This is a genomic window from Bacillus litorisediminis (assembly GCF_022808645.1).
Classification (GTDB): Bacteria; Bacillota; Bacilli; order Bacillales; family JC228; genus Bacillus_BF; species Bacillus_BF litorisediminis.
Genome location: NZ_JAKZKT010000066.1, coordinates 1 through 15,713, shown reverse-complemented (window position 1 = coordinate 15,713; position 15,713 = coordinate 1). Strand labels below are relative to the sequence as shown.

The window sequence follows — 15,713 nt, the reverse complement described above, 5'->3', positions numbered from 1 at the left end:
AAAGGGATATTGGAGAATATCAGCTAGTGAAACGCTTCAGAAAGCAATTAAAAACAAAACGCTCAAAAAATGGGGGTTAAAAGATTTAAACCACTTATATGAGCGTCGATACTTAAGCTATTGAACCGCCGTATACCGAACGGTACGTACGGTGGTGTGAGAGGTCGGCGCGGTGACGCGCCTCCTACTCGATTGTAAAAAGAATAAAGGGCAGGCTGTTTGACAAATAATCAAATCAACCTCTGCTCCTCTTCTTTCAGTAAATCCCGGATAAAATAATAAATCAAATAAGGTCCTTTCAAAGCAGTTATACGCAAAAAAGAAGAAATTAAAGGATACTCTTCGTTTGGCATCGTTTTGATTAAATCACACCACCAATCGGTTTCATATCTGGCAATCATACTGAGATTATATAGGATTAAGTAATGCACCAGCAGCTCCGGATAGGTTTGCAGAGTTGTTTTTTCTGTACGAATCCAATATTGCTTTTCCCCAATATGAATACGGAAGGGTAATCTTTCATTGGCATTTGTAAAAACTGGTTTAGAAAAAGAAAGCTGATAATGGTTTTTGGCTGGAGTGGTTTTGATAGTTGTTCCCTTAAAAAAACCCGAAATATGCTGTGTCAACGCATGAATTGAAAGGTGATAGTGATCTAATAATTGCTCAGGGACAATAACTGTGTTTTCTGTGTTATTAAGTTTTATAAGAGGCTGTTCTTCAATAAGTTCTGATATATAGGGTTCCAGTTCTGGAATTTCTTTTAACAAATCATGCATCGACCACTTTTCTCCTTCTAAGTGTTTCATGTGAAACATTTTCATACTCATATGGGGAAATAGGCCGTTTTTTTGAATTTTAATTTCATCTTTTAAAAAAGAGTAGTTTTGTTTTTTTCTTTTTCTGGCAGTAACACCATGAGCTAAGACACTAGTAGTTTCTGGATAATTTGGGTCTGCCAAAAGAATGCAGGCTTTTATTAAATGGATGTATCCATAAAAGATTAAGGTAGGTTTAATTGATAGAGGGCTTTGCTCTGCTAACATGTAATAGGCTTTGCCCTGTTCTAAGAAATACATGAAGCGGTAAGTATTCTCATAGCTTTTTTGGGAATCATAATTATGTTTTAAATAATGTGTTTTTAACTTTTTTTGAACGAATGAAGCAGACATAAAAATGTCCATTTGTGACCATATAGAATTGGAAATCACAATGTGTCCTCCAAATTTTTTGAATTATTGAACATATTATTACCTTCTTGACACTATTTTGACCAATTGATAACCTACAAATAATATTTTTTTCCGGGAGGCTATAAAAATGTGGGAAGATAAGTTTGCAAAAGAAGGTCTTACGTTTGATGATGTGTTGTTAATTCCTGGGCATTCGGAAGTTTTACCAAAGGATGTTGACTTAAAAGTTCAATTGACCGATACGCTGAAACTTAATATTCCTATAATTAGCGCGGGGATGGATACTGTTACCGAAGCCGAAATGGCCATTGCGATGGCACGACAGGGAGGCCTGGGGGTTATTCATAAAAATATGTCAATTGAGCAACAGGCAGAACAGGTAGACCGGGTAAAACGCTCTGAAAATGGCGTTATAACAGATCCATTCTTCTTAACACCTGAGCACCAAGTCTATGATGCCGAGCATTTGATGGGGAAATATCGGATTTCTGGTGTTCCAATTGTTAACAATACAGAGGAACAAAAGCTTGTCGGGATTTTAACGAATCGGGATTTGCGTTTTATTTCGGATTACTCCTTAAAAATTAGTGATGTTATGACAAAAGAGGAACTTGTTACAGCTCCTGTAGGGACGACGGTGGAAGAAGCAGAAAGTATCTTGCAAAAATACAAAATTGAGAAACTTCCACTTGTTGATGAGCAAGGAGTTCTTAAAGGATTAATCACCATTAAGGATATTGAAAAGGTGATAGAATTTCCGAATGCAGCAAAAGATGAGCAAGGCCGTCTGTTAGTTGCAGCAGCAGTTGGAGTAACCAAAGATACCTTGAAACGTGTTGAAATGCTGGTTCAGGCTAAGGTAGATGCCATTGTTATTGACACGGCTCATGGTCACTCCCAAGGAGTTTTAAATACTGTAAAAGAAATTAGAAGTTTGTATCCTAATTTAAATATTATTGCAGGTAATGTGGCAACCGCTGAGGGAACAAAAGCATTAATAGAAGCGGGAGCTGATGTTGTAAAAGTTGGAATCGGACCGGGTTCGATTTGTACAACCAGGGTTGTAGCCGGTGTCGGTGTCCCTCAGATTACAGCTGTTTACGACAGTGCTTTAGAGGCAAAGAAACATGGAAAGACAATTATTGCAGACGGCGGAATTAAATATTCCGGAGATATAGTAAAGGCACTTGCAGCAGGGGGTCATGCTGTAATGTTAGGAAGCTTGCTGGCGGGTCTTTCTGAGAGTCCTGGCGAAACTGAAATTTTTCAGGGACGCCGCTTTAAAGTGTACCGTGGAATGGGTTCTGTAGGTGCTATGGAAAAAGGTTCTAAGGATCGATATTTCCAAGAAGATCAGAAAAAATTTGTTCCGGAAGGAATTGAAGGGCGAGTTCCTTATAAAGGTCCATTAAGTGACACGATTTTCCAATTAATCGGAGGAATTCGTTCCGGAATGGGTTATTGCGGAACGAAAAATTTAGAAGAACTGCGAGAGAAAACAAAGTTTGTCAAAATAACTGGGGCTGGATTAAGAGAAAGTCACCCGCATAATGTACAAATTACAAAAGAAGCCCCTAATTATTCTTCTTGATCAGGCTAAAGACCTATTTTTCACAATCTTTTCCTTTCTCGCTAGTATTTACAAGGGACAGGGTCTTAGGACTCTGTCTATTTTTTTGCTAGTAAATATGGTAAACTTAACGAGGAAATTAGTAGGAAGCTTTGGAGGGGAGTAATATGAAAAGAGCGAGTAAAATCACCATGATTTTTGCACTCGTATGGATGACGCTCTTTACGTCTATATTTGGTGTTCAACATACAGCTCAGGCTGCAACGGATCCATTGGGATTAACCGCGGAAGCAGCTATTTTAATTGATGGTGAAACGGGAAAAATATTATATGAAAAAAATGCAGATACGGCTCTCGGTGTTGCTAGTATGTCAAAGATGCTTACAGAATACATAGTGTTAGAGGCCATCCATGACGGAAAGATTAGCTGGGAACAGGAAGTTATTATTGACCCATATATCCATGAGCTATCAGCTGCACCAGGACTTTCAAATATCGGGTTAACACAAGGTGAAGCCTATACTGTAGAAGAGTTATACCAAGCAATGGCAATCCATTCTGCTAATGCTGCAACTGTTGCGTTAGCTCAGCTGATCAGCGGCAGTGAAACCAATTTTGTTAAATTGATGAATGAAAAAGCCGCTGAGTTAGGCTTAGAAAACTATAAATTTGTTAATTCAACTGGTTTAAATAATTCTAGTTTGCTCGGTAAACACCCGCAAGGTACAGACGCTAATGCTGAAAACATTATGTCGGCTAGAGATACGGCCCGGTTAGCCTATCGCTTAATCAATGATTATCCAGAGGTTTTAGAAACAGCGAGTATTCCTAGATTGTCATTCAGAGATGGCAGAGAATATACAAATTTTAACTGGATGCTTCCTGGTTTAATCTATGAATATGAAGGTATGGATGGATTAAAAACGGGTTCTACAGATTTTGCCGGATATTGTATTACAGGAACAGCAGAACGTGATGGACGCAGATTTATTTCAGTTATTATGAAAACAGAAGAAAGAGAAGCCCGTTTTTCTGAGACTGAAACCCTTTTAAACTATGGATTTTCAAACTTTAATACAGTTGAACTTCTAAAAGAAGGCTATCAAGAAAAAGGAAAAGAGTCTATTAAGGTAGAGAAAGGTAAAGAAGATTCAGTAAAAATTGCAGCTGAAACTTCAATTTCTGCCATGATTCGCAACGGTGAGGAAGAGCTCTATAAGCCCAAGCTGGTACTTGAAAAGAAATCACTAACTGCACCTGTTAAAAAGGGTGAGGTTGTTGGCTATGTAACGCTTGAATATACAGGTGAGGGGTCGACTGGATTTATAACGAATGAAGGTAAACAGTCCATCCAAGTTCCAGTAGTTACAACAGCTGAAGTTGAAAAAGCCAATTGGTTTGTCTTAATGATAAGAGGAATCGGTGATTTCTTTAGCGGATTATTTGGATCTATTGTTGACACGATTTCAGGCTGGTTTTCTTAATAATGAGGAACTCCTCCATATCCGGAGGAGTTTTTTTACATTAAGTATGCAAAAATATCGATTGGTTACGCATAACTTTTTTCCATCATTTTATATTTGCTTATTTTACTTATAAAAAAGACAAGCAGTTGCATTATAGTGTAATATGTTCTTATGAAATCATTATTTTCTAAAAGTTAAGGGGGCTATAATAGATGAGAACAGGAACAGATCGAGTTAAAAGAGGGATGGCTGAAATGCAAAAGGGTGGCGTCATTATGGACGTCGTTAATGCAGAACAGGCGAAAATAGCAGAGGAAGCGGGAGCCGTTGCCGTTATGGCGTTAGAACGGGTTCCATCAGATATTCGGGCAGCTGGCGGAGTAGCTCGAATGGCTGACCCCCGGATTGTTGAGGAAGTCATGAATGCCGTATCAATCCCCGTTATGGCAAAAGCACGGATTGGTCACATTGTAGAGGCACGTGTACTGGAAGCAATGGGTGTAGACTATATTGACGAAAGTGAAGTGCTTACTCCTGCTGATGAAGAGTATCATATCAATAAAAGAGATTTTACAGTCCCTTTTGTTTGCGGATGCCGTGATTTAGGCGAGGCAGCCCGTCGTATTGGTGAAGGTGCCTCTATGTTGCGGACAAAGGGTGAGCCTGGAACCGGAAACATTGTAGAGGCTGTCCGTCATATCCGTAAAGTAAATGCCCAAGTTCGTAAAGTGGTTGGCATGAGTGAAGATGAACTCATGACCGAAGCTAAAAATCTCGGGGCTCCATATGAAGTGTTACTTGAAATCAAAAAACGCGGACGATTACCTGTTGTAAACTTTGCTGCTGGCGGTGTCGCAACTCCAGCGGATGCTGCTCTTATGATGCAGCTTGGAGCAGATGGTGTCTTTGTCGGTTCTGGTATATTTAAATCGGATAACCCTGCAAAATTCGCTAAGGCGATTGTAGAAGCTACCACTCACTATCAGGATTTTGAATTAATTGCAAAAATATCAAAAGGCATTGGGACAGCGATGAAAGGAATTGAAATTTCTACTCTCGCACCTGAAGAGAGAATGCAGGACCGCAGCCGATAAGGAGAGAGATTTCACTATGCTTACTATTGGTGTATTAGCACTGCAAGGGGCAATCGAGGAACATATCCGGGCGATTGAATCCTGCGGGGAACGGGCGGTTCCAGTTAAAAAAGCCGAGCAGCTTGCTGAGCTGGATGGATTAATTATTCCTGGAGGGGAAAGTACTACCATGAGGAGATTAATCGATGAATTCGAGCTTATGGAACCTCTTCGGCAATTTGCAGCGTCGCGGAAACCGATGTTCGGCACATGTGCTGGCTTGATCTTGCTAGCTAAGAAAATTGTTGGATATGACCAGCCTCATCTTGGTCTGATGGATGTAACAGTGGAACGAAATTCTTTTGGACGGCAAAAGGAAAGCTTTGAAGCAGAGGTTACGATTATAGACGTTGCGGATCATTTCCCAGCTGTCTTTATCAGAGCCCCTCATATTGTGGATGCTGGAGAAAATGTGGAGATTCTGGCCAAATATAATGATCGGATTGTTGTAGCTCGTGAAGGCCAGTATTTAGGATGTTCCTTTCACCCTGAATTAACTGATGACCCGAGATTAACAAAATATTTCGTTGGTATGGTTGAAGAGTATAAGAAAAACTAAGCTATAGCGAGCCGTAAGGCGAGATTTAGGCGTAGTTGCACTTATCACGCTCGCAACGCCACGTTCTGTGGTCTTGCTTGACTCATGTCTTTTGCCCGTCGTACTTTATTCCTAAAATTAGCGACTACGCTGATTCATCCTGGTACTGACAATTTATATATATAAAGTAAAAAAACCTGTATAAATAGTTGAAAGCTGTTTATAATTGTAGTACATTTACTAATATTAACAAATAAGAAAAATGCGTTGAGAGGAATTAGTAGCATTGTTTTGCTCTGAAGAGAGCTGGTGGGTGGTGCGAACCGGTGTGCAAGTAATGTGAATCCGTCCTTGAGTGAAAAACCGAATCGATTTAGTCGTAGTAAGTTTTTCCGGTATCGAGCCGTTATTCGTATTAAGGTGGAAAGCTTCTTGCTTTCAACTAGGGTGGCAACGCGGGAACCAACTCTCGTCCCTTCTTCAGGGATGAGAGTTTTTTGTTTGGCAGCAATTTTGATTTCGGCTGGCCATTAATAGTAGGTTACTAATTCCAATCATCCGATATTATAGGAGGAATAAAATATGCTGGATATTAAATTTTTACGGAACAATTTTGAAGAAGTAAAGCAGAAACTTCAAAAGCGCGGGGAAGACTTAACCGATTTAGGGAAGTTTGAAGAGCTGGATGCAAGAAGGCGAGAACTTATTGTGGAAACCGAGCAACTAAAAAGCAAACGCAACGAGGTTTCCGGGCAAATTGCCCAGCTCAAGAAGGAAAAGCAAAATGCTGATCAGCTCATTACCGAAATGAGGGAAGTTGGCGATCGCATTAAAGTGCTGGATGAAGAATTGAGGACGGTTGAGGAAACATTAGAAACTTTACTGTTATCAATACCAAATATTCCTCATGAAAGCACGCCTATTGGTGATACGGAGGATGATAATGTCGAAGTTCGAAAGTGGGGAGAGCCTCGCACATTTGATTTTGAAGCGAAACCACATTGGGATATAGCAGCTGATTTGGATCTTTTAGATTTTGAAAGAGCTGCAAAGGTAACTGGAAGCCGTTTTGTTTTTTATAAAGGGCTAGGCGCTCGACTCGAGCGGGCTTTAATGAACTTCATGTTAGATTTACATGTGGAAGAGCACGGATACCAAGAAGTGATCCCTCCTTATATGGTTAACCGGACCAGTATGACAGGTACTGGTCAGCTGCCAAAGTTTGAAGAGGATGCTTTCCTCATTGAAAGCGAGGATTATTTCCTGATTCCGACGGCTGAGGTACCTGTTACGAACTTGCATCGCGACGAAATTTTAAGCGCTGAAGACCTACCTATCAATTATGCTGCATTTAGTGCTTGTTTCAGGTCTGAAGCTGGGTCTGCCGGAAGGGATACAAGGGGATTAATCAGACAGCATCAATTTAATAAAGTCGAGCTCGTTAAATTTGTAAAGCCTGAGGATTCATATGATGAATTAGAAAAATTAACAGGGCATGCAGAAAAGGTTTTGCAATTACTTGGTTTACCATACCGGGTGATGAGTATGTGTACGGCTGATTTGGGTTTTACTGCTGCAAAAAAATACGATATTGAAGTGTGGATTCCAAGCTATAATACGTATCGTGAAATTTCTTCTTGCAGTAATTTTGAGGCTTTCCAAGCCAGACGGGCTAATATTCGCTTCCGACGGGATCCAAAGAGTAAACCTGAACATGTTCACACATTAAATGGATCTGGGTTAGCAATTGGACGAACTGTTGCTGCGATTTTAGAAAATTACCAACAGCCAGATGGATCTGTCGTAATCCCAGAAGTTCTTCGTCCATATATGAGAAACAAAGAAGTCTTAAGCAAGTAAGAGAGAAAGGCTTTGGGCTATCAAAATAGTCCAAAGCCTTCTATTATCTTGTTGAGAAGGTTGGATAACACGGTCTAGCGCAAGCAGTCTAGTCCCTCGCATCTGTATCCATCCCCCTTGGCCAATCCTGAGGGGGATTTCTTAAGCTTGTCGGGGCTGAGCAAGGCGCTTGCGCTTTTCTTATAAGGATTAGTTTTAATTTTCCCACTTCTTCTATTTAGTTGACACTGAAATTCAGGGTGTGCTATTATACATTTTGTCGAACAAATGGAGGAATACCCAAGTCTGGCTGAAGGGGTCGGTCTTGAAAACCGAGAGGCGGGTCAAACCGCGCGGGGGTTCGAATCCCTCTTCCTCCGCCATTAATTCGACTATCATAAACACGCGAATGTAATTGGAGAATAGATTGTCCGAAACAGACTGTAGCCTTTTGGTTGCAGTCTATTTTTTTGTGCAAAAAAGCACCAGAGCATGTTTAGTTTACTGGCTGCTCGGTGCTTAAGGATTTACATCTTTAAGAGATCGGCTTGTTTCATAAAATGACTAATTCTTTCAACAATCGGTTCGATGGATTCCGCATTATTAATTAAATCATAATCATTAATGTTAATGCGAAGAACAGGACATGCGTTGAAGCTATTAATCCAATCTTCATAGCGTTTATACATTTCTTCCCAATATTCAATTGGTGTTTGCTGCTCCATCGGACGGCCGCGTTCACGAATTCGTTCCACCACATCTTCGAAAGACCCTTCCAAATATAAAAGAACATCAGGATGAGGAAAATAAGGAGTCATGACCATCGCATCAAATAAGCTTTTATACGTTTGATAATCAACCTCGTTCATGGTGCCTTTTTCATAATGCATGCGGGCGAAAATTCCAGTATCCTCGTAAATCGAACGATCTTGGACGAATCCGCCGCCATATTCAAATATTCTTTTTTGTTCTTTAAACCGTTCTGCTAAAAAGTAGATTTGTAAATGAAAACTCCATCTTTCAAAGTCCGCGTAAAATTTATCTAGATACGGATTGGAGTCAACCTTTTCAAAGGAAGTTTTATATCCGAGTGCATCGGCTAAGGCTTTCGTTAAGGTCGATTTGCCTACGCCTACCGTTCCCGCAATCGTAATAACACCATTTCTGGGGATTCCGTATTTATCTCGCAGGTTCATGTTTAATTACTCCTTCATCTAGTATCATTTGTAGTTTGGATAAAATTAAGTTTAAATCCTCTTCATTTTGAACAAAATCTAACTCATCGCCGTTAATCCGAATCACGGGAATTTCCGGATGATGCTTCTGAAACTGATCCATAAATTGTTCATAATCGTGGGATAGCTGTTCTAAATAGAGCGGGCTGATATTTTTTTCTATATCTCTGCCTCTCACCTTAATCCGGCGGAGCAATGTATCTAAACTTGCTTGGAGATAAACCACAATATTTGGGCTAGGCATGTCACTCGTTAAAATCTGATATATTTTTTCATACTTTTGAAATTGGTCGGGTTTTAATGTTCGCATCGCAAAGATCATATTTTTAAAAATATGATAATCAGCTACAACCGGGATTCGATGATTTAAATACCGTGTTTTAATATCCTCTAATTGTTTGTAGCGATTACATAAAAAGAACATCTCAGTCTGAAAGCTCCACTCTTCAATATTTTCATAAAATTTTCCGAGAAATGGGTTTTCGTCGACTATTTCTTTTAATAACTGGTACGAAAAATGTTCCGAAATGGCTTTCGCGAGTGAGGTTTTCCCAACACCAATAGGGCCTTCTACGGTTATAAAGGGCGTGGCGGAATGAACCACTTGAGATTCCCTCCTTTTTAGAAAAAATCATAAAAAAGATTATCAATTTAATCACTGATTTTTAAAGAACATAGGATATATTTTACCATAACAGGAAATGGATGAAATCGATATATTTTTATTTGCGCAGGTAAAATTATGAAAACAAAAAAGCAGAACTTCTTATAGCAGTTCTGCGAATGATTTCGGTTTTTAAATTCCTATTTTTTTATCACATTAAAGTTTTGTACAATAAGGAGCCAGTTTTGCGGAAATTCAAGCCCTAGTTTCCAGTAACTCATACCCCTTAAATTAAGTTCTTTAATTAAGTTAAACTTGGCCTGTATCGAACGGGCATCTTCAAACCAAATAATATGGTTTTTTCCCTCTGTATCCCTATATTCAATAAAAGGAGCCTGATCTTCATAATCGTATTGAATTGCAACATTATGTTGTACAGCTCTTTCAATTGCTTCCTGAGGGCTTACTGCCTCTGCAACGGTTCCTGGTTGGTAAGGGAGAGTCCAATCATACCCATATAAATTTTGTCCCATTAAAATTTTCTGTGAAGGCATTTCTGTAATGGCGTATTCGAGCACATCCCGAACTGGCCCAATAGGTGAAACGGGCATTGGCGGACCGCCGCTATAGCCCCATTCATAGGTCATAATGACAACAAAGTCGACAATTTCCCCATGCGCTCTATAATCGTGAGCCTCATACCATAAACCCACCTGTGTAGCACTCGTCTTTGGGGCCAGGGCAGTTGAGATAAACCAGCCCTCCTGTTTAAAACGATCTCTGGCCTTACGGAGAAAGTTATTATATGCTTCTCGGTCAGCAGGACGTAAAAATTCAAAATCAAAATGAATATCCCTGAAACCGTATCTCCTCGCTGTTGTTACAATATTATTGAGAAATCGGTTTTGAACGTCCATATCGTTTAAAAGAATACGTCCGAGTTCATCGCTGAATTGATCCTGTTCTTTATTGGTAATTACCATTACGGCAACAACACGATTTTGGTTAGAAATTTGGATAAAATTATTAAGAGGCGGTTCCTTTAAGCTTCCATCTCTAAGGGCTTCAAAACTAAAGGGAGTTAAGTAGGTTAAATAAGGTGCTGCTTCTCTTGCACTTCTTTCAAGAACAGGAGAAACACTTCCTCCGCGAGGCTCGATATAAGCATTAAATTCTGCGTTGGTTTTTGGCGGATCTGGTAAATAAAGTCTCATTCCAATTTGCAAGGGCTGGTTAACAGAAAGGCGGTTAATGGCAGCAATTTGCTGATAAGGAACATTAAATCTTCGGCCAATTGAGAAAAGGGTGTCACCTGCCTGAACCCAATAAAACCTTCCGACAATTGGAATGACAAGCGTTTGTCCTACGACTAACCGGTCTGGATTAGGAAGCTCGTTTGCCTCAATAATATCTTCACTCGTCGTATTATATGCTTGAGCAATTCCATATAAAGACTGGTTTTGCTGAACCACATGAATTTGCAATAAGAACTCCTCCTCATTTTAACTAGCGTTGATTGGCTTTTTACTTTCGTTATAAATAATGATGTAGTATCGTAATCAAAAACATCGTTAAAGATTATTAGCTTTAAAGCTAAAATATAAAAAAGACTCCACCATCACTATGATATGAACTGCGTTTAAGAGAGATTCTATAAAGATAAGCTGTTTTTAAATTTCCAATATGGTTATGATAAAATCAGATATTTTAATAAAATAATAAGGACGTCTGTTATGAATAGAGAACATTTATTTATGGAAATGGCGATTGAAGAGGCGAAAAAGGCAAGGGAAATCGGCGAGGTTCCAATTGGAGCTGTTCTGGTTTTAGATGATCAGGTGATTGCAAGAGGCCATAATCATCGGGAAACCAATCAAAATTCTTTAGCCCACGCCGAAATAATAGTAATAGATCAGGCATGTAAAAGGTTGGGGACATGGAGACTTGAGGATTGCGAACTGTATGTCACTTTAGAGCCCTGCCCTATGTGTGCTGGGGCATTGATTATGTCACGGGTAAAAAAAGTTGTTTACGGAGCAAGAGACCCAAAAGCAGGCTGTGCCGGCACTTTTATGAATCTGCTTCAGGATCAACGTTTCAACCATCAGTGTGAGGTTATTGACGGGGTTCTAGCTAATGAATGCGGGTCTTTATTGACCGACTTCTTTCAGGAGCTGCGTCGGCAAAAGAAGGAAGAGAAACTGCGTAATCATGCTGAATTGGGTGGAATTGACAACGCATAAGCATTGCAATTTTACGTAAATCTTTGTATACTGATAATGCGTCTTCAAAGACGCCTTACTACTTTTGGTAGCAATTTTGCCGTGCTAAGTGGGGAGGTAGCGGTGCCCTGTATCCGCAATCCGCTCTAGCGGGACCGAATTCCTTTCCCGAGGTTGTTTACTTGTAGGGACTGCCTCAAGTAAGTGGTGTTGACGTTTGGGTCCTACGCAATGAGAATCCATGAACCATGTCAGGTCCGGAAGGAAGCAGCATTAAGTGGAATCTCTCATGTGCCGTAGGGTTGCCTGAACCGAGCTAACTGCTTGGGTAACGCCTATGAGTAGCAATCGACGGAAAGGTGCACGGCATTTACTTACATAGATAAACACCCTTTAAAGGGTGTTTTTTTGTATATACAAAAACTCTTGATATGTTGATGAATCCGCAAGGGGTTTCATGTATAATAAAACAGAGTGTGTAGATAAGGGGGCGAAACTGTGAGTTACCAGGCATTATACCGAGTCTTTAGACCGCAAACTTTCCAGGATGTAGTGGGACAAGAGCATGTGACGAGAACATTACAAAACGCCCTTCTGCAAAATAAAATTTCACATGCCTATCTGTTTTCTGGTCCAAGAGGAACCGGGAAAACAAGTGCAGCTAAAATACTGGCAAAGGCAGTTAACTGTGAAAACGGACCAAGCAAAGAGCCATGTAATCAATGCCCAGCTTGTCTTGGCATTATGGATGGTTCAATACAAGATGTAATTGAAATCGACGCAGCTTCTAATAACGGAGTAGAAGAAATTCGAGATATACGGGATAAAGTCAAATATGCGCCAAGTTCGGTGTCCTATAAGGTTTATATCATCGATGAGGTACATATGCTATCTGTAGGAGCATTTAATGCACTTTTAAAAACCCTTGAAGAACCACCTGAGCATGTTATTTTTATTTTAGCCACAACAGAATCACATAAAATTCCTGCCACAGTGATTTCCCGATGCCAAAGATTTGATTTTAAGCGAATTACAATCGAAGATATTGTAGGCCGGATGAAGTTTGTCCTTCATGAAACAGGCATGGATTATGATCCGCTAGCCTTGCCGATTATTGCCAGAGCAGCAGAAGGCGGCTTAAGGGATGCACTTAGTCTTCTTGATCAGGCCATATCCTATAGTGACAATCGTCTAAGAATTGAGGACGCTTTATCCGTAACAGGCTCAGTTTCTCAGGAACTTTTTGAAAGTATTACAAAAGAAGTAATCGAACAAAATACCTCAGCTGTTTTAGAACTTGTTGAAAAACTGTTGGAAAATGGAAAAGATCCGGTTCGGTTCATTGAGGATTACCTTCTCTTTTTGAGAGATCTCCTCTTATACCAAGCTGCCCCGGATATCAGTGACGTTTTTAAAACGATTGTCGTGTCCGATTCATTTAGACAAATGGCAGAACAGATTAGCTTCGAAAACGTGTATGAAATGATTCATATTTTAAATCAGACCCAACAGGATATGAAATGGACGAATCATCCGAGAGTGTATACAGAAGTTGCTCTAATAAAACTTTGCCAATTAAAAAAGTCAGTCTATACCAGTGAGAACAATTCCTTGCCATCCTGGGCTGAAGAACTAATGAACCAAGTCTCGCAATTAAAATATGAACTGGATATGATGAAGGAAAACGGGGTTCAAATTTCAAAAGAGCAGGGAACTTCTACTCCATCTAAAAGCAAACGGTCAGCCCGGACAAAAAGTTCATCTGTTCATATACCAACCGGCAGAATTACCGATATTTTAAAAAATGCAACGAAAACAGATATTCAAAGGTTAAAAAGCTGTTGGGGTGAGTTAATAGAATATTTGGGGAACCAGCAAAAGCGTTCCCAAGCTGCGCTTCTTAATGATGCAGAACCAGTAGCTGCCTCATCAAATGCATTTGTGTTAAAATTTAAATATGAGATTCATTGCAAGATGGCGATGGATAATCCAGATTTTTCTTCAACGATCCGGTCTGTTCTGAAAAAACTAACAGGAAATGATTATGAACCTATTGGAGTTCCAGAAGAAGAATGGCTATCAATAAGAGAAAGTTTTATTAGAAAACAAAAAGAAGAGGGTCACGAAGTAGATGAAGATTCGCAAGAAGATCCTCTTGTAGCAGAAGCGAAACGATTATTTGGAGAAGAAATCATTGAAATAAAAGATTAATGGAGGGCCAAAATCATGCGTGGAATGGGTAATATGCAAAATATGATGAAACAAATGCAAAAAATGCAAAAGAAAATGCAGGAAGCACAAGAAGAGCTTGGTGAAAAAAGACTAGAAGGAACAGCTGGCGGAGGAATGGTAACCGTAGTTGTATCCGGACACAAAGAAGTGCTAGAGGTTAAAATTAAAGAAGAGGTCGTTGATCCTGAGGATATTGAAATGCTGCAAGATCTTGTTTTAGCTGCAGTGAACGATGCTATGAAAAAAGCAGATGAATTGGCAAATTCAACAATGGGACAATTTACGAAAGGTTTAAATCTTCCGGGAATGTTCTAATCTGAGGAGAATTCTTACATGCATTATCCAGAACCAATTTCTAAACTGATTGATAGTTTTATGAAATTGCCAGGTATCGGTCCTAAGACGGCCGCTCGTCTGGCATTTTTTGTCTTAAATATGAAAGAAGACAGTGTATTAGAGTTTGCACGGGCACTAGTTGATGCCAAAAGAAAACTCACTCATTGCTCCGTTTGCGGGCATATCACGGACCAAGATCCGTGTTACATTTGCAATGACCAACGTCGCGATCAAAGTGTTGTCTGTGTAGTTCAAGATGCAAAAGATGTAATAGCTATGGAAAAAATGAAGGAGTATAATGGCCTGTATCATGTACTCCACGGCGCGATATCGCCAATGGACGGGATTGGACCAGATGACATAAATGTCGCTTCTCTAATACGAAGACTTCAGGATGAAACCATTCAAGAAGTAATTCTTGCCACAAACCCCAATATTGAAGGGGAAGCAACTGCCATGTATATTTCGCGGCTATTGAAACCTACAGGTATCAGAGTTACCCGTATCGCTCACGGTCTTCCGGTTGGTGGAGATTTAGAATACGCAGATGAAGTAACTCTTTCTCGCGCTTTAGAAGGCAGAAGAGAAATTTAAAAATAAATGTGGGGGAGAAATTTTCCATGCTGCTTCGCCGAAGAGGTTGGTTAAAAAAGGAGTATGACCGGAAACTTTTAGCGGAAGTTTATGAAGCTAAAACAACGTGGGAACAACAAAAGACATTGATTCATAAAAGCTTTGATCCTAGTGCAGAACTAATTGAACAGGTAAAAACAGCAGAAGCTATTTATTTTTCTTTATTAAATGAGGCCAAAAATAGAAATGTTCGAATTCCCAGCCGTTAATTAAAAATGATGTTCTAAAATGATCAGAACTATCATACTCTCTAGTACAAGCTTTTGGAGGGAGATGGTAGAGTGGACTCAGTTTGGATTATTGCTGGGGTTGTAATCCTCATTATATTATTGCTTTTTACAGGTGTTTCTATAAAGCCTCTTAGATATATAGGAAATGGGATCATAAAGATATTAATAGGTGCGTTATTATTATTTTTTCTCAACGCAATAGGCGGACAATTTGGGATTCATGTACCAATTAATTTAGTGACTTCTGCTTTATCAGGCTTCTTAGGAGTCCCTGGTGTAGTCGCATTAGCTGCTATTGATATTTGGGTGCTGCCTGTATAGGTATAAGAACTGATCCGATTGGATCAGTTTTTTTAAAAAGATAAGAAAGTATAAATTTTTGGGTCTACCACGGTCGTTTGGACTGTGGTATTTTCAATTTATGGAGAGGAATATTCTTAAACAAATCTTTTTTGATGAAAATCAACATTGGGAAGCATTCA

Annotated in this window: 15 protein-coding genes, 1 tRNA gene, 1 other RNA gene and 1 other annotated feature; of the genes, 13 read left to right on the top strand and 4 right to left on the bottom strand. The window is 39.6% G+C overall.

Going from position 1 to position 15,713, the window contains the following annotated elements; translation table 11 throughout:
- Nucleotides 1–230: 230 nt before the first annotated feature.
- Nucleotides 231–1,211 carry a YaaC family protein gene (locus tag MLE14_RS20600; protein WP_243300288.1) on the bottom strand — a complete coding sequence of 327 codons (981 nt, stop codon included), beginning with the start codon at nt 1,209–1,211 and terminating at the stop codon, nt 231–233.
- A 109-nt stretch (nt 1,212–1,320) separates the two neighbouring features.
- Here MLE14_RS20600 and guaB point away from each other — a divergent pair, with 109 nt between their 5' ends.
- The 6 genes from guaB (at nt 1,321) to MLE14_RS20570 (ending at nt 8,122) form a co-directional block, all read left to right on the top strand.
- Nucleotides 1,321–2,784, top strand: coding sequence for an IMP dehydrogenase (guaB, locus tag MLE14_RS20595; RefSeq protein WP_243300287.1), 1,464 nt, complete (start codon nt 1,321–1,323; stop codon nt 2,782–2,784).
- Nucleotides 2,785–2,930: 146 nt separating this feature from the next.
- The gene (locus MLE14_RS20590; RefSeq protein WP_243300286.1) at nt 2,931–4,247 is read left to right on the top strand and encodes a D-alanyl-D-alanine carboxypeptidase family protein; all 1,317 of its coding nucleotides are present in this window, start codon (nt 2,931–2,933) and stop codon (nt 4,245–4,247) included.
- Between the two features lie 194 nt (nt 4,248–4,441).
- The gene (gene pdxS / locus MLE14_RS20585; protein ID WP_243300285.1) at nt 4,442–5,323 is read left to right on the top strand and encodes a pyridoxal 5'-phosphate synthase lyase subunit PdxS; all 882 of its coding nucleotides are present in this window, start codon (nt 4,442–4,444) and stop codon (nt 5,321–5,323) included.
- Nucleotides 5,324–5,339: 16 nt separating this feature from the next.
- Nucleotides 5,340–5,921: a pyridoxal 5'-phosphate synthase glutaminase subunit PdxT gene (gene pdxT, locus MLE14_RS20580; RefSeq protein ID WP_243300284.1), complete on the top strand. Its 582-nt coding sequence runs from the start codon at nt 5,340–5,342 to the stop codon at nt 5,919–5,921.
- A gap of 237 nt (nt 5,922–6,158) precedes the next feature.
- Nucleotides 6,159–6,380 (top strand) — a binding site (T-box leader).
- Between the two features lie 102 nt (nt 6,381–6,482).
- Complete coding sequence (serS, locus tag MLE14_RS20575) at nt 6,483–7,760, top strand: serine--tRNA ligase (protein WP_243300283.1); 1,278 nt, start codon at nt 6,483–6,485, stop codon at nt 7,758–7,760.
- Between the two features lie 269 nt (nt 7,761–8,029).
- A tRNA-Ser gene (locus MLE14_RS20570) sits at nt 8,030–8,122 on the top strand.
- Between the two features lie 144 nt (nt 8,123–8,266).
- Here MLE14_RS20570 and MLE14_RS20565 read toward each other — a convergent pair.
- The 3 genes from MLE14_RS20565 to MLE14_RS20555 form a co-directional block, all read right to left on the bottom strand.
- Nucleotides 8,267–8,935 (bottom strand): deoxynucleoside kinase, encoded by a 669-nt coding sequence (locus tag MLE14_RS20565; protein ID WP_243300282.1) that lies wholly within the window; start codon nt 8,933–8,935, stop codon nt 8,267–8,269.
- Complete coding sequence (locus MLE14_RS20560; protein ID WP_243300281.1) at nt 8,919–9,578, bottom strand: deoxynucleoside kinase; 660 nt, start codon at nt 9,576–9,578, stop codon at nt 8,919–8,921. The genes MLE14_RS20565 and MLE14_RS20560 overlap by 17 nt, the downstream gene beginning before the upstream one ends.
- 200 nt (nt 9,579–9,778) lie before the next feature.
- Complete coding sequence (locus MLE14_RS20555) at nt 9,779–11,062, bottom strand: glycoside hydrolase family 18 protein (RefSeq protein WP_243300280.1); 1,284 nt, start codon at nt 11,060–11,062, stop codon at nt 9,779–9,781.
- 249 nt (nt 11,063–11,311) lie between these two features.
- Between MLE14_RS20555 and tadA the strand changes: the two genes are divergently transcribed.
- The 7 genes from tadA (at nt 11,312) to MLE14_RS20520 (ending at nt 15,552) form a co-directional block, all read left to right on the top strand.
- The gene (tadA, locus tag MLE14_RS20550; RefSeq protein ID WP_243300279.1) at nt 11,312–11,821 is read left to right on the top strand and encodes a tRNA adenosine(34) deaminase TadA; all 510 of its coding nucleotides are present in this window, start codon (nt 11,312–11,314) and stop codon (nt 11,819–11,821) included.
- A gap of 79 nt (nt 11,822–11,900) precedes the next feature.
- Nucleotides 11,901–12,167: signal recognition particle sRNA large type (gene ffs, locus MLE14_RS20545), an RNA gene on the top strand.
- A 131-nt stretch (nt 12,168–12,298) separates the two neighbouring features.
- Nucleotides 12,299–14,011, top strand: a complete 1,713-nt coding sequence (dnaX, locus tag MLE14_RS20540; protein WP_243300278.1) for a DNA polymerase III subunit gamma/tau — start codon at nt 12,299–12,301, stop codon at nt 14,009–14,011.
- Between the two features lie 15 nt (nt 14,012–14,026).
- The gene (locus tag MLE14_RS20535; RefSeq protein ID WP_243300277.1) at nt 14,027–14,347 is read left to right on the top strand and encodes a YbaB/EbfC family nucleoid-associated protein; all 321 of its coding nucleotides are present in this window, start codon (nt 14,027–14,029) and stop codon (nt 14,345–14,347) included.
- Between the two features lie 18 nt (nt 14,348–14,365).
- Nucleotides 14,366–14,962: a recombination mediator RecR gene (gene recR, locus MLE14_RS20530; RefSeq protein WP_243300276.1), complete on the top strand. Its 597-nt coding sequence runs from the start codon at nt 14,366–14,368 to the stop codon at nt 14,960–14,962.
- 26 nt (nt 14,963–14,988) lie between these two features.
- Nucleotides 14,989–15,210: a YaaL family protein gene (locus MLE14_RS20525; RefSeq protein ID WP_243300275.1), complete on the top strand. Its 222-nt coding sequence runs from the start codon at nt 14,989–14,991 to the stop codon at nt 15,208–15,210.
- A 72-nt stretch (nt 15,211–15,282) separates the two neighbouring features.
- Nucleotides 15,283–15,552: a pro-sigmaK processing inhibitor BofA family protein gene (locus tag MLE14_RS20520; protein ID WP_243300274.1), complete on the top strand. Its 270-nt coding sequence runs from the start codon at nt 15,283–15,285 to the stop codon at nt 15,550–15,552.
- Nucleotides 15,553–15,713: the final 161 nt, after the last annotated feature.

Excerpts from the sequence above, each read along its gene's own strand:
- pdxT (WP_243300284.1), top strand. The coding sequence starts at position 5,340 with ATGCTTACTATTGGTGTATTAGCACTGCAAGGGGCAATCGAGGAACAT.
- recR (WP_243300276.1), top strand. The coding sequence starts at position 14,366 with ATGCATTATCCAGAACCAATTTCTAAACTGATTGATAGTTTTATGAAA.
- tadA (WP_243300279.1), top strand. The coding sequence starts at position 11,312 with ATGAATAGAGAACATTTATTTATGGAAATGGCGATTGAAGAGGCGAAA.
- serS (WP_243300283.1), top strand. The coding sequence starts at position 6,483 with ATGCTGGATATTAAATTTTTACGGAACAATTTTGAAGAAGTAAAGCAG.
- MLE14_RS20590 (WP_243300286.1), top strand. The coding sequence starts at position 2,931 with ATGAAAAGAGCGAGTAAAATCACCATGATTTTTGCACTCGTATGGATG.
- MLE14_RS20565 (WP_243300282.1), bottom strand. The coding sequence starts at position 8,935 with ATGAACCTGCGAGATAAATACGGAATCCCCAGAAATGGTGTTATTACG.
- pdxS (WP_243300285.1), top strand. The coding sequence starts at position 4,442 with ATGAGAACAGGAACAGATCGAGTTAAAAGAGGGATGGCTGAAATGCAA.
- guaB (WP_243300287.1), top strand. The coding sequence starts at position 1,321 with ATGTGGGAAGATAAGTTTGCAAAAGAAGGTCTTACGTTTGATGATGTG.
- MLE14_RS20525 (WP_243300275.1), top strand. The coding sequence starts at position 14,989 with ATGCTGCTTCGCCGAAGAGGTTGGTTAAAAAAGGAGTATGACCGGAAA.
- MLE14_RS20535 (WP_243300277.1), top strand. The coding sequence starts at position 14,027 with ATGCGTGGAATGGGTAATATGCAAAATATGATGAAACAAATGCAAAAA.